The organism is Nitrospira sp. (assembly GCA_016715825.1).
GTDB lineage: Bacteria > Nitrospirota > Nitrospiria > Nitrospirales > Nitrospiraceae > Nitrospira_D.
This window is the reverse complement of record JADJXO010000001.1, coordinates 675,229-689,448: the sequence shown is the minus strand read 5'-3', so window position 1 is coordinate 689,448 and position 14,220 is coordinate 675,229. Positions and strand designations below refer to the sequence as shown.

Genomic DNA, 14,220 nt, shown 5'->3' with positions numbered 1-14,220 from the left:
CCTTACTCATTCCACTAAAACTTTTTGACAAAGCCTGACCAGACACAGGTCGTGCACTGCGGTTAAGATCTCATCGGCCAACCGACGCTTGGACATCAACCCCAAGTCTCGCTGTTCACCTCTGGCCGAGAGAACTATCGCAGCATTGTCATCACTGCCGAATCCCCCTCCCGTTTGGGTCACATCATTGGCCACAATCAGATCCAGTCCCTTCGCGTTCAGCTTTTCTATCGCATGAGACAGCATGTGGTCCGTTTCTGCAGCAAATCCCACCATGATTTGTGATGTTCGACGTGCAGAGAGCATCGCGAGGATATCAGGCGTTGCTTCAAGCTCGAGCACCATGTTGGGTTTCCCCTGCTTCTTCACCTTCTGCGTGAACGATTCTTTGGGACGAAAATCTGCAACCGCTGCGGCCATAATGAGAACGGTACAGGTAGGAAAATGTCCGCATAAGGCGTCCGCCATCTCTGCGGCAGTGCTCACGCGAACCGTGGTAATTCCTGGATCGGAGCTCAAGGATGAGGGACCCGAAACTAAGATGACCTCTGCGCCACGGGCCTTGGCAGCGGCTGCAATCGCATATCCCATCTTTCCTGACGAACGATTGGAAAGAAAACGAACAGGATCGATGGACTCCTGTGTCGGGCCCGCGGAGACCAGGACGATTTGATTTTGCCAATCGCATCGTGAAGCCAGCGCACTGTCAACTGCTGCCACAATTTTCGGCTCTTCGGATAATCGCCCTTGCGCAATCTGCCCTGAGGCGAGTGGTCCAACCTCAGGATCGAGCACTACGACCCCACGAGATCGAAGCGTCTGTACGTGCTGAACGACCGGAGGGTGTGTCCACATATCCCCATCCATTGCAGGAGCGACAATGATTGGGCAGCGCGCGCTCAACAGCATCGTGGTTAACACATCGTCGGCAAGCCCAAGAGCGGCCTTTGCCAGAAAATTTGCAGTTGCAGGTGCCACAAGCACCACATCGGCGCGCTCCGGAATCCTCAGGTGCGCCATCGGTTCATGAGCGTCAAAAAGATCGGTGACCACTCGTTCCCCGGACAGCACCTCAAATGTACGAGGCGTGACGAACTTCGTCGCAGCCTTGGTCATTACCACAGACACGATAGCCCCCGCACACCGCAAGGCTCGAAGCACGCTGACCGCTTTATAAGCAGCGATGCTCCCGGTTACTCCAAGAACAATCCGCTTGCCCGATAGATGCGTGGCGAATCGTGTCTCGTCCAAATCTCTACTCCTCGGTCGGCGTCACGACCGGTTGGGCGGCGTCATCGACGTACACGCTGAGCTCCTTCTTGATTTCGCGTGCATCTTCTCCCGTCATCATCGCTATGCGCTCGGTTTCTCCTTCCTTTCCACGCTTGGCTTCCTTCATTGCATCGCGCGCCTCCTTGCCGGTGAGGTATCGAGAATGCCCCCGCAACACCTCATCAAGAGCAATGGTGGTTTCTTTGGTAAATCGAGAGGACACGGCTGGCTTGGCTCCTTGAGTAAGATGTTTTGCACGTTGTGACGCGACAATTACTAAGCGATGGCGAGAATCAAATTCATCGGTCGTGTACTGCGGCAACAAGCTCAGCATATCGATCATAATTCACCTTACCCCCTGCTATGAAGTGGTTGATGGCTCCCGTTCTGCTGCTTCGACATTCGTGTCACGGTTAAAACTCTGCTCGAACCAACGCATATCCAACCGCTTGGTCCTGAGACGTTCGGTTAGAATAATACTCTGAAGATCGGGAAAAGACCGAGTGAGATCATCGTTCCGCACAATATAGTCGTACTCCCGGAAACACGCTATCTCTTCTTTCACCTTCCTCAATCGGCGAACAATTTCCTCGTGAGAGTCTGACTTTCGATTCTGCAGTCGAGTTCGAAGGATGTCCAAAGAGGGAGGTAAAATGAAAATAGAGACGGCATCGTCAAACTGTTTCTTAATTTGGAGCGCACCTTGCACATCAATTTCGAGCAAGACATCAACCCCCGCTTCCAGCGTCTCCATCAGAGGCTTCCGTGGGGTCCCATACCAATGGCTGTACACATGGGCATATTCTAAAAACTCGTTTCTGGTAACCATACCCTGAAATACGTGCTCATCGACGAAGAAGTAGTCACGTCCATGTTCTTCTCTAGGACGAGACGTCCTGGTCGTGAACGATATCGAATGCCAAATCCCAGGCACCGATGCGAGGATCTGTTTGCACAGCGTCGTCTTTCCCGCACCAGAAGGTGCCGAGACGATGTACAGGATTCCTCGACGGCCTGGAACCTGGCAATTCACCGTTGGAATTGACGAGGGGCTATCTGCGGACATCACGGGACTCATTCGACATTTTGCATCTGTTCGCGTAGACGTTCAAGCTCGGTTTTCATTCGGACAACTTCCGCCGTGATTGTCACGTCATTCGCTTTGGATCCAATTGTGTTGACCTCACGGCCCATTTCTTGAAGAAGAAAATCCAATGTCTTGCCGACCGGTTCCATACGTTGGATCGTACCGTCAAACTGTATCATATGGGCATTTAATCTGACCAATTCTTCCGTAATGTCACACCGATCTGCATACAAAGCCAATTCCTGGTTGAGTCGAGGGAGGTCTGGGATAGAGTCGCCTAATACTTTCTCAACACGGACCTTCATACGCTCGAAGGCTTCCTGAGCAACCTGGGGCGCGCGAGCAGACACCGTCGTTGTCGCTTCGCGCAACCGTTTCAGCCGATCACGAATATCCTCAGCGAGAAGCGCTCCCTCCCTCTTTCGCATATTCGCCATCTCTAAAACGGCCCGACGTCCAAGTTTCTCGACCAATCTGGTTAGCTTTCGATCATCGGTCGGCTGCTCAGAAACCACAACCACATCCCGTAATCCCGCCATCAATCCGATATCAATGACCCCTTTCAGTTTGAGGGTGCGCTGAAGGGTACGAAGCCCTTCATGGTACTGTTTGGCGAGCCCAGCGTCAACCTGGAGCGAGCGAACGTGACCTCGACTTCCCTGTACGATGACTGTGAGATCGACTCTCCCACGTGCACAATGTTGCTGAATGGTCTTCTTAAAACCTTCCTCTAAGCTCGTCATGGTTTTCGGCAGTCGAATCGACGTTTCAAGGAAGCGATGATTGACCGATCTCACCTCAATTGAAACGGTTCCATCTGACCATGCTGCCTGTTGTCGGCCGAACCCCGTCATACTCGTGATCATATCGATACTTTTCCTTCCCACCCGCAGACGTCATGAACCGGACACACACGGCAGCGTGGCTTTCGCGCAAGGCAAACATAGCGGCCATGCAGTAATAACCGCTGGGACACACCGGTCCACTGGACTTCAGGGAATACAGATTGAAGATCACGCTCAATTTGTTCGGGGTTGCTTGAGCAAGTCATCGACAACCGGTTAGCCACCCGCTTCACATGTGTATCGACAACAATCCCAGGCTTTCCAAACGCTGCTCCAAGCAGAACGTTGGCCGTTTTACGACCGACACCAGGAAGCGACGTGAGCTCCTCCATTGTCTCGGGCACCTCGCCGCCGAATCGCGTGACAACGGCATGTGCACAGCCGATCACGTTCTTCGCCTTGCTTTTGTAAAACCCCGTGGATCTGATGAGCTCCTCCAGATCGCCCACGGGTGCTTTCGCCATAGCACACGGAGTGGCGTACCGCTTGAACAGTGCAGGCGTCACTTGGTTGACCCTTTGATCGGTGCACTGAGCTGACAGTATGGTTGCCACCAGGAGCTCCCATGGGGAACAATGGTTAAGTTCTACTTTTGCGATAGAGATAGCACGGAGCAGCCGCTCAGCGATCTGCCTACCCCGATCCATCACCACCTGCTTCTTCTTGTTCTTTACTCCGTTCAAAGCAGGCCGATTCTGCAGTGGTCAGCGACGAGACGCAAGCGGCAATGCAGGGTCCTGTTCACTCACTTGACACGTCCCGTCAGCCGAGGATGACAGCGATCTCACGTATGTTTCCAGTCGAGCTAGAAGAGGACGCAGTGTGGTCGGCTGAAGTGCTGAAATTCCGATGGCTCCAAACCGCCGGCACAGCACGTCGACCTGCTGTGCCGATGCCTGATCACATTTATTAAACACAAGCCATCTCGACACAGAACCAAGCCTCAACTCATCGAGGATAGCCTCGACCGCTGCAAGCTGAATCTCGATATCTCTCGCATTTATATCGACGACATGAAGGAGGAGATCCGCCTCTCGCAATTCATCGAGTGTGGTCCGGAAGGCGCCGACCAACTCTTGCGGGAGATCTCGAATAAATCCGACCGTATCCGTAATGATGACCTCTCGATCTTCGGGAAACCGCAGACGTCGGCTCGTCGTATCGAGCGTCTCAAATAATCGGTCTTGTGCGGCGACATGGCTTTTGGTCAACACATTGAGGAGGGTAGACTTGCCGGCATTCGTATAGCCCACGAGGGACACGACGGGAAGCCCGTATCGGTCTCGACGAGCGCGTCGTTGGTCTTGATGCCGCTCAAATTGAGCCAGATCTCGCTCCAAATGCGTGATGCGATTCCGTACCCTCCGGCGATCGGTTTCCAATTTTGTCTCGCCGGGGCCTCGAGTTCCAATCCCTCCTCCTAGCCGCGACAATTGAGTACCTTTCCCCGACAATCGCGGAAGTACATAGCGTAACTGGGCCAGTTCTACTTGTACCTTCCCCTCACGACTATGGGCTCGTCGGGCAAAGATGTCGAGAATCAGTTGTGTGCGGTCGATAACCTTGATATCGGTCATTTCCGAGATCGCTCGAAGTTGAGCGGGCGACAAGGTTTGATCAAAGATCACCATATCCGCACCTCGATGCAACGTCTGGATCAACACCTCCTTCATCTTGCCACGCCCCAGAAGATACCGTTGATGCCCATCCGGCGTGCGTTGCGCGATACGATCGATCACCGTCACATCGGCTGAGGTCGCAAGCTCCGCTAATTCCACCAAATATTCTTCTTGCTCGGCCCGGCTCTTCGCTGAAGCGCTTACGAGGATGGCCGATTCCTTGCCGTCGCCCACCGCATGATGGGCACGGGCAACCTGCAACTGAGACTCGAGATCCTTGATGAACACATCGAATGAGATCGTGAGGCTATGGAAGGGAATTGCATTGAGGACCTTGAACAATTGCCCGGGGGAACCAGGAGGCAGAAGATGAGCCATGTAGAGGTTTCCAATATGCCCGTCTTCTCTAACGGATAGGATGCCGACCAAATCCAGCCTCAAAAACGCGAGGTCCGTCAGGACTTCTTGGCTTAGGGGCTGGTCATGCAGTTGAGTGCGAACAAAGCGTAATCCTCGAAGCGACCGAGAGCTCGCTCGGAACAGCATCATCGTAGTAGAAGACAGCGTCAACTCGGTTCCCACGATCACTTCTTGAACCTGGCCCCGCCTGGTCAGCAACACTCCAAGAGGACGACGAATGTCAAGGGTAAGCTGAGCCATGGCCTTCGCCAGCTCCGATGAAACAATCTTGTCGATTGGGACTCGACGCCGGTACAACCGCTCAACAGCTGCCACCTGACTTGCTCGAAGCCCAGTGATCTGCCCACGGATGTTAGAAATGGATCGTCTCCTTCTTGGGGTCAGAACGCTCACGTCCTCGAGGTTCCATTGGAATCGATCTTGGGGCACCCATCGGATCAACCTCCACGCCGAGCGATGGTTGTGCTCCGCTCATGAGCAGCTGACGTCCTGCTGATGCAATCATCGCAGCATTATCGGTGCAATATTCGATCGGTGGAATTGCTAGACGAACACAAGACCGTGCTGCCCGCTCAGTCAAAAGCATCCGCAGCCGTGAGTTCGCAGAGACACCGCCTACGACTGCAAGAGCATCCAAGTTCCCCTGCTCGAGCGCGACGAACGCTTTGGCAACCAAGACTTCCACAATCGCTTCCTGGTAACTAGCCGCCAAGTCGGCGATCTCATCAGGAGACGGAGCACCCACGCTGTCACGCAACTTGTAAAGCAAAGAAGTCTTGAGGCCACTGAAACTGAAGTCTAGGCTATATTTTCTACCTCGGAACCGAGGGAAGACAATCGCACCTGGGTCCCCGGAACGGGCAACCCTATCAATAGCCGGTCCCCCCGGATAGCCGAGTCCGAGCATCTGGGCCCCTTTATCAAAGGCTTCACCAGCAGCATCATCGCGAGTGCGACCGAGCAGAACACAGCCTCCGTCCACTTCATGACGATAGAGGTGCGTATGTCCTCCCGATACAACCAGAACAATACACGAGACCGGAAACGTCGGATCTGCAAGCCACGCCGAGACAATATGCCCCTGCAAATGATTCACCCCAACGATTGGAATTCTCAATCCATAGCTGAAGGCCTTGGCGTAGCTCGTACCGACCAACAGCGCACCAGCAAGACCAGGTCCTTGAGTCACAGCGATCGCGCTCAGGTCGCACTTAGAGACGTGAGCCTGCGACAATGCCTGTTCTACAACCTGATCGATCAGGCCGAGATGGGCTCGAGCCGCCAATTCGGGGACGATGCCGCCGAATTTTTCATGGATGCCTATCTGAGAAGACACAACATTCGACAACACCGTGCCCTTGTTATCAATGATGGCAGCAGCCGTATCATCGCATGAGGACTCAATACCAAGAACCAGACCGGGGCGCCACCTCACACAGCCTGGAGTTTCTAATTGATTGGACGGAAGATCGATCTGCATAAACATCCCACACACAGGCCTAGTAATGAAACGGCCTCTGCGGCTATTGACCGCAGAGGCCGTTTCGCATTAGAGGGAAATTCTGGTACTCACGAAGGCATTAGACTCCGGCCATCGCCTCCTGCTCTATGAAGGTTGGTGCTCCGTCTCGAAGCACGACTTTCACCTTCCGACTTTCCTTGAATCGTCCTCTGATCAATTCATCCGAAAGCGGGTCCCCAATAGCACGTTGGATGGCTCGCCGCATGGGTCTGGCTCCATATAGCGGTTCATACCCTTCCTGAATCAACCATTGTTTGACTTCGTCATCGACCTCAATCTCTATTCCCTTGTCCAATAACCTGAGATTCAATTCACGAAGCAGAATGTCCAAGATGCAGTAGAGCTGCTCTTTCTCCAGCTGATGGAAAATCACAATTTCATCGATACGGTTCAAGAACTCCGGGCTGAACGATTTCCGAAGCTCACCGAGAACCTCATCCTTTTTCTTCCGTGCAGCTTCGCCTTCGGTGCTCTGGAACCCAAGAGATACCCCCTTTTGAATCATCTTGGTCCCAATATTGGACGTCATGATGACGACGGTATTCTTAAAATCAACCTTTCGTCCAAGGCTATCGGTCAACACCCCATCATCCAACACTTGCAGTAACACGTTAAACACGTCGGGATGTGCTTTTTCGATTTCATCGAATAGTACGACTGAATACGGTCGGCGACGGACCTTCTCCGTCAACTGCCCTCCCTCTTCATACCCAACATAGCCAGGAGGCGCTCCGAATAAACGGGAACTCGTAAACTTCTCCTGGTATTCGGACATGTCAACGCGAATCAATGCGTCTTCGCTGTTGAACAAAAACTCCGCCAACGTTCTCGCCAATTCTGTTTTCCCGACACCGGTCGGCCCGAGGAAGATGAACGAACCAATCGGCTTTTTGACCTCTTTCAGCCCGGCTCGGGAACGACGGATGGCACGAGCCACCGCAGAAATCGCTTCATTTTGTCCGACCACGCGCTTATGCAAGAACTCTTCCATCCGCAGAAGCTTGTTCGATTCCTCCTCTTCCAATTTGAAGAGCGGGATCCCGGTCATTTTAGAAACGACGTACGCAACATCCTCCTTGCCGATCACAGGCTTGTTCTTTTCCTGATTCTTTTTCCACTCTCGCTTGGATTCATCGAGCAACTTACGCAGCCGTTCTTCTTCCTCACGATGTCGAACAGCCTCCTCAAAGTTCTGCATGGAGATCGAGAGTTCCTTTTCGCGCGCAACCTTCTTGAGTTCCTGCTCCATCGCTTTCAGTTCAGACGGAAGGGCGTACGTCTGGAGCTTGGCACGAGAGCCGGTTTCATCGATCAAATCAATGGCCTTGTCCGGCAGGAATCGATCGGTGATATACCGATCCGACAACTTTACGGCCTCAACAATGGCTTCTTCCGTAATTTCTACACCATGGTGTTCTTCATATCGGTCCCGAAGCCCTTGGATAATGCGTATCGTTTCATCAAGATTGGGTGGTTGAACGTAGATCGGTTGGAACCGCCGTTTCAACGCTCCGTCCTTTTCAATATGCTTACGGTATTCGTCCAAGGTTGTGGCCCCAATACATTGAATCTCACCGCGTGAGAGAGCGGGCTTCAGCATATTAGAAGCATCGATCGACCCTTCCGCAGCTCCCGCCCCTACCAGCGTGTGAAGCTCATCAATAAAAATGATGATATTCCCCGCTTGCACGATCTCCTTCATGACGACCTTGAGGCGTTCTTCGAACTGCCCGCGATACTTGGTCCCCGCGACGAGCGAACCAAGATCCAACGCAATGACCCGGCGGGAGAGGAGGTTATCGGGAACTTCAGATTGAATGATCCGTTGAGCAAGCCCTTCCACAATCGCCGTCTTTCCGACACCGGATTCACCGATCAATACCGGATTATTCTTACTTCTTCGGCTCAGAATCTGGAGGACGCGTTCAATTTCATCGGCCCGTCCGATCACAGGATCCAACTGACCCTCTTGCGCCAACTGGGTCAGATCCCGACCGAATTCGTCAAGCGCCGGCGTATTGCTCTTCCGATCCCTCTCCCGTGGCGCTGACTTCCGCAAGAACGTCACGGTCAATTGCCGCGCCGTGAGAAGATTGGCTCCCAAGCTCCGAAGGATTTTCCCACCGATTCCTTCCTCTTCACGGAGGAGACCAAGAAGAAGATGTTCACTACCGATATGGTTGTGACCCAGCAACCTCGCTTCCTCGACTCCGTACTCGATCACTTTCTTCACTCGAGGACTAAACGGGATTTCCCCGAATGTCATCGTAGTCCCTCCACCAGGCAGATTCCGTTCGATCTCAAGCCGGATCTGCTCCGTGGAGAGTCCCATCTTTTTTAGGATCATCAGCGCAATCCCATCCGACTCACGGAGGATCGCTAAGACCAGATGTTCAGTGCCGAGGTAATCGTTTTGATGACGTTCGGCTTCTTCCCGCGCAAGGATGATGATCTTTCGACCTTTGTCAGTAAATCGTTCGAACATCCTGCCTCCTCTTAGTGAGTGCACACCTTGTTCGCGCCGGAGCAAAACCCTTGAAAAATCTTGAGCTAATTCTAACCACAGTATGATTGAGAGTCAAGGTTCAGAGGAGAACGAGACTGGTGACACAACAACATCCGTTGCATGGTTCTGAGTTCTGCTTGAAACCTCTATCCATCACAATGAGAAGAGACTTCTCATTGACATTAAAAGAAAGATCTCTATACAATTACACTCATTCTCTCCTCTATCACGCACACCGAATGAGAAGCAAAAGCATCGGCATCTTAACGAAGCCCAAGTTCCTAGAGGTCAAGAGTACGTTATTAGGGGTAGTGGCCTGGCTCCGTGCCCGCAGCATCGATGTCCTGCTCGATGCAACATCTGCAGCGTTGCTGAACGAGCCTGGTGGCATGCCGAAAACTCAGCTGGCTGAGAAGGCGGACGTCCTCTTGGTGTTAGGTGGAGACGGGACCATCCTGAGTGCTGCGCGCCTCGCAGCTGAGCGTAGCATTCCCATTCTTGGCGTCAACATGGGCGGCCTTGGATTTTTGACGGAAGTGCGGCTAGACAATCTGTATCCCTCACTGGACCGCGTATTTGCCAACGATTGCGTCCTTGATGAACGACTCATGCTGGCAACCCATATTCATCGCCATGGGGAAACCGTCGCCCGAGGGACAGTTCTGAATGATGTGGTCATCAGCAAAGGCACCCTCGCCCGCATGATCGACTTACAGATTTCGATCGACGGTCAATTCGTCACGAACTTAAGAGGGGACGGCCTCATCATCGGAACACCCACGGGATCAACGGCCTACTCACTCTCGGCAGGGGGCCCTCTCATCAATCCTGGCGTGCAGGCCCTCATTTTGACGCCGATTTGCCCACACACCTTGAGCCATCGGCCGCTTATCGTCCCAAGCACTGTGGTGATTGACGTTACCTTAACGAGTCAGGATGAAGGATCGATGGTTACGCTCGACGGCCAAGTCGGAGTCGCCATTATTCAGGGGGATAACGCGGTCATCAAGACGTCAGACCACCGAACCCGATTGATTCGTTTTCCAGAGAGTCACTACTATGAGGTGTTGCGGGGAAAGCTAAAATGGGGGCATGGATAACGGCTTCAACCCAGACTAGGACGACTTTCCCTGTTCGATACAGGCCAGCATGTCCTGATTCGCTGTAAATTTGAACTCCCCGATACAATCGTTTTCTCCAGCGAATGCGCGCTCCGCCGCTTCAAGCGCCCGCAGCCCGTTCACATCAACCGGACGACTCTGTCGCGTTCTGAGCAGTGAATGTAACTGGCTCAACACCGTTTTTGCATCCCCACCCGAGTTTTTGGTCGACAGATACCGCTCCACAACCTCTGCACACCAATCACCGTCGCGCTTCGCCACACCGACAAGACCTTCACTCGCTTTTCTGGCCCAACCAGCGAGGAAAACGCCATCCATTACTTTCCCGCTCGTCTCGTCGTAAGCCTGAAAAAGCGCATCGTCAGGATCGTTACCCGTTTTGGTTGGGTTCGTAATGAATGTCCCGTTCTTATAGGGGAGACCGACGGTCTCATCAACCTTGTCGCCGACGGCAAATACGACCGCGTCACAGGGAAATTCATAGTACTGCTTCAACCCGACCGCGACGGTATCCTCGCCCTTTGGATCCAACCGATTATCCTCCATTTCAAGCGCACGAACACAATTGTGCTCATCTACCAAAATACGCTTTGGAGAAGCCAGGAAGCGGAAGCCCATTTTTGCTTCTGACACCGGAGGCTCGCACTTCATGAATTCGTCCGTAAACCCTTTGAAGACCTCATCATGGTTCTGCCCTACCGTAGCCAAACGATCTTTGATCCGTGCGAACTCACCACGGATCCCTTCCAAATCCATATTGGCGCAGATACTACGGATCTCCTTCGGATTGTACTTTCGTTCCACCGGACCTCGTCGGACAATGGCCGTGACCCGCTCGACCTTCTTATAGCGAACCAACCAGTGCGCAATGTCCACCATCACGTCCCCGGCACCAATCACACAGACATGTTTTCCCACTTCAAAGGGGCGGTCTCCAAAACCAGGAAGGCGATTGTAGTGATACACGACATCTTTCGCGTGGAACACACCCTGTGCTGAATCTCCCTCCACTCCGATCGCTTTCGTTCCTTGCGCCCCAATGGTGAACACAACTGCGCTTGCTCCAAGTCCACGCACATCATCAACCGTCAAGTCTTTCCCGTTGCCGATCGAGATATTCCCGAAATAGTGCACATTTTTCTGCTGAAGCAACTCCCAATATTGTTTCTTAAGACCACCCCGAAGTTTCAATTTAGAAGGGAAGATTCCATACTCAGCCAACCCTCCGAATCTGATGTCTCGATTGAGAATGATAATGTCATGTCCGGCTTTCGAAAGCGAACTGGCGACGGCCATGCCAGCTGGCCCGGCTCCCGCAACAATAATCACATGTGACCGCGATCCACTCATAACAAGTACCCTTCACTTCTGATGATAAAAACACCTGGAATATCAACGATTCGCGGACTGTACCATAGCCGTTCGCGCACTGTCAAAAATGAACGACTCGCACCCGCATCTACTTGCACGGCTCGGTGTAGTCATCTAAAATCCGCCCACTTCTTCGGTTGAGGCAACCTGGTCGAGCGACGAACAGATGGTATGCACCTAACTCATTATGCCGATTGGCCAACCACTCCCCGCATCGTTTGAGGAGGTCGAGACTCCCCCAGTGCGGTATTGCCGAGTCTCAACCGTTGATCGATCATTCTCCTTAAAACAGTTACATGCCGACGAAGCCTATCTCGTCCAGAACTTTGAGGACGTCGAAGACCTCGTCGCTCGTGGAGCCGATAGTGCACGCATCGCCATCAGCGAGCACATACCTCCCGATGGTCCATCTCCCGAATATTCCCAGCTTGCGCTCGGCAGCCCGCTTGTCCCTAACTCGCCATTCACCTTTGACCAATCGATCGTCATTGTGCTTCCAACGTACAACGAACGAGCCAACCTTGAAGCGCTCATCAATGCGATTAGTCGCTATCTCGTCACTGATATTGTAGTCGTCGATGATAATTCACCGGATGGAACCGGCCAACTCGCCGATGAACTGAGTTGCAGATATGGGCACGTCCATGTGTTGCATCGGCCACGGAAACAAGGACTCGGGCCAGCCTATTTGGCAGGATTTAACTGGGCGCTCCAACGAAAGTATGACCGTATCATCGAAATGGATTGTGATTTCAGCCACGCCCCGTGGGACGTACCTCGCTTGGTGCACGGTAGCAAAACCGCCAAGCTGGTAATCGGCAGTCGCTACGTGCCTGGTGGGGGCACCGACAACTGGGACGCCAGGCGACGCCTGGTCTCTCGCTGCGGCAACACCTATGTCAGGCTCTTTTTAGGTCCTATGATCCATGACTGGACGGGCGGCTTTCGATGTTACCATCGCGACCTGTTACTGAGCATGCGCCTTGAAACGGTGGGTGCGAAGGGATACGTCTTTCAGGTAGAGCTGGCTTGGCGAGCCGTTCAACTCGGCGCGGAGATTCGTGAAATACCCATTCGTTTCACGGACCGCGTGGAAGGCCAGAGCAAGCTTGGCTGGTCGTCCCTCATCGAAGGACTCCTGGAAGTGCCCAAGATGGGCTTTCATAGATAACGACTCACTACGGCCCTTCACATCCGGTTTCCTGTTTCAAACAATCATCACGCAAAGAAATCGACGGCTCCTGCAATTCAAGCTTGGAAAGATCAATGACCAGCTCGTCTTTGGCGTTCGCTATCATGATATCGAACAGGCTATTTTTAATAGGAACGACAGCCTCTGTGGATTGGAACCGTAAGTCAAAGCCTTTCGCCGCAGTCGGCCGCATGGGATATCGTCGATCATAGATCATCCCGTAGGCCGGAATGCCATAAATGATGCGCCAGTTGCCCAGGAGCATATGCAGTTCAGTCCCCTGAATGTAGAGGCCTCCCGTCGTGATAATGCGTCTCGCGAAGGCTTGAGGCTCGCTCAGATAGAACGTGACTCGTTCGTTGTAGGTCGCCTCTGCAAGCGCTTCCGCCAATCGCACCGATAGCAAGGTTAATTCTTCGTCCGTGAAAGCTGGAACCAACGGAGATTCGCCTCGCAGCCATCGTTTCAGAGCAATCCAATGCTCCTGCACCATCAGTCCCGACAAGATCCTCCGTAGTCGCTCAGGTTCGATAATAAGGGGGTGGGTATGATGCGTCGGGGGCCATTCGGCCAGGACTTCCGAGTCTTCTTCCAATCGGACGAAATTCACCGGGTCCTCATAGATAATTCTCGATGGCACATGCGGAACGGCACACCCGGCCATCATGACAAGACCTAACAGTCCCCCGGCTGATATCAGGCACAGAGACTTGACCGGCATGATCACGTACACCTAGCGTTCACTGATCGTGACGGTCATCTCCGCACGCTCTAACGGATTATCCCGCCCATCCCGTTTCATGTTGACGATCGTATCGGCGACATCCATCCCGCTCTCGACCTCTCCAAAAACCGTGTATTGCCAGTCTAGGAAGTTGGCATCCGAAACACAAATGAAGAACTGTGATCCGGCACTATCGGGATCGTTAGCTCTGGCCATCGAGACGATGCCACGCTTGTGGGGCGTACTATTGAATTCGGCCTTCACTTTATAACCAGGTCCACCCATCCCATGTGAAGAGCGGTCCGCGGTCCTACTATTGGGGTCTCCCCCCTGAATCATGAAACCAGGTATGACACGGTGAAACGTCGTACCATTATAAAATCCCTCTTGGGACAGCTTAATGAAGTTGTTCACGTGACCCGGCGCCACGTCCGAATGGAATTTGAGCACGATTTCCCCGATCGGCTGGCCCTTGCTCGTCACGGCGATGGTGGCCCGGGTGTTCTTCGAAACGTCACTCATGAGGTTTATCCTTTCTATC

General features: G+C 53.1%; 13 protein-coding genes. 2 read left to right on the top strand and 11 right to left on the bottom strand.

Translation table 11 applies throughout. The features are described 5' to 3' along the window. Positions 1-6 precede the first annotated feature (6 nt). The 8 genes from coaBC to IPM58_03375 all read right to left on the bottom strand — a co-directional run bounded on the left by coaBC (position 7) and on the right by IPM58_03375 (position 9,250). Complete coding sequence (coaBC, locus tag IPM58_03410) at positions 7-1,251, bottom strand: bifunctional phosphopantothenoylcysteine decarboxylase/phosphopantothenate--cysteine ligase CoaBC (protein ID MBK9306137.1); 1,245 nt, start codon at positions 1,249-1,251, stop codon at positions 7-9. A gap of 4 nt (positions 1,252-1,255) precedes the next feature. Further along, on the bottom strand, positions 1,256-1,615 hold the full coding sequence (locus IPM58_03405) for a DNA-directed RNA polymerase subunit omega (GenBank protein ID MBK9306136.1): 360 nt from the start codon (positions 1,613-1,615) through the stop codon (positions 1,256-1,258). 18 nt (positions 1,616-1,633) lie between these two features. Further along, a complete protein-coding gene (gene gmk, locus IPM58_03400; protein MBK9306135.1) occupies positions 1,634-2,338 on the bottom strand; it encodes a guanylate kinase in 705 nt (234 codons plus the stop codon). A gap of 8 nt (positions 2,339-2,346) precedes the next feature. Next, a complete protein-coding gene (locus IPM58_03395) occupies positions 2,347-3,225 on the bottom strand; it encodes a YicC family protein (protein MBK9306134.1) in 879 nt (292 codons plus the stop codon). Next, entirely contained in the window at positions 3,222-3,851 is a 630-nt protein-coding gene (nth, locus tag IPM58_03390) for an endonuclease III (GenBank protein MBK9306133.1), read from the bottom strand. The genes IPM58_03395 and nth overlap by 4 nt, the downstream gene beginning before the upstream one ends. 57 nt (positions 3,852-3,908) lie before the next feature. Continuing rightward, the gene (gene hflX / locus IPM58_03385; protein ID MBK9306132.1) at positions 3,909-5,603 is read right to left on the bottom strand and encodes a GTPase HflX; all 1,695 of its coding nucleotides are present in this window, start codon (positions 5,601-5,603) and stop codon (positions 3,909-3,911) included. Beyond that, positions 5,596-6,723 carry a tRNA (adenosine(37)-N6)-threonylcarbamoyltransferase complex transferase subunit TsaD gene (gene tsaD / locus IPM58_03380; GenBank protein ID MBK9306131.1) on the bottom strand — a complete coding sequence of 376 codons (1,128 nt, stop codon included), beginning with the start codon at positions 6,721-6,723 and terminating at the stop codon, positions 5,596-5,598. Before tsaD ends, hflX begins: the two co-directional genes overlap by 8 nt. Positions 6,724-6,823: 100 nt before the next feature. Further along, the gene (locus tag IPM58_03375; protein MBK9306130.1) at positions 6,824-9,250 is read right to left on the bottom strand and encodes an ATP-dependent Clp protease ATP-binding subunit; all 2,427 of its coding nucleotides are present in this window, start codon (positions 9,248-9,250) and stop codon (positions 6,824-6,826) included. Between the two features lie 260 nt (positions 9,251-9,510). Between IPM58_03375 and IPM58_03370 the strand changes: the two genes are divergently transcribed. Then, positions 9,511-10,371: an NAD(+)/NADH kinase gene (locus IPM58_03370; protein MBK9306129.1), complete on the top strand. Its 861-nt coding sequence runs from the start codon at positions 9,511-9,513 to the stop codon at positions 10,369-10,371. 15 nt (positions 10,372-10,386) lie between these two features. Here the strand turns inward: IPM58_03370 and IPM58_03365 are convergent, their stop codons facing one another. Beyond that, positions 10,387-11,742: an FAD-dependent oxidoreductase gene (locus IPM58_03365; protein ID MBK9306128.1), complete on the bottom strand. Its 1,356-nt coding sequence runs from the start codon at positions 11,740-11,742 to the stop codon at positions 10,387-10,389. Positions 11,743-11,950: 208 nt separating this feature from the next. Between IPM58_03365 and IPM58_03360 the strand changes: the two genes are divergently transcribed. Then, the gene (locus IPM58_03360) at positions 11,951-12,934 is read left to right on the top strand and encodes a polyprenol monophosphomannose synthase (protein ID MBK9306127.1); all 984 of its coding nucleotides are present in this window, start codon (positions 11,951-11,953) and stop codon (positions 12,932-12,934) included. Positions 12,935-12,941: 7 nt separating this feature from the next. On the opposite strand, the gene IPM58_03355 is transcribed toward IPM58_03360, so the two are convergent. Both IPM58_03355 and IPM58_03350 read right to left on the bottom strand, forming a co-directional pair. Further along, positions 12,942-13,676, bottom strand: a complete 735-nt coding sequence (locus IPM58_03355; protein ID MBK9306126.1) for a hypothetical protein — start codon at positions 13,674-13,676, stop codon at positions 12,942-12,944. 12 nt (positions 13,677-13,688) lie between these two features. Further along, positions 13,689-14,201 (bottom strand): peptidylprolyl isomerase, encoded by a 513-nt coding sequence (locus IPM58_03350; GenBank protein MBK9306125.1) that lies wholly within the window; start codon positions 14,199-14,201, stop codon positions 13,689-13,691. Positions 14,202-14,220: the final 19 nt, after the last annotated feature.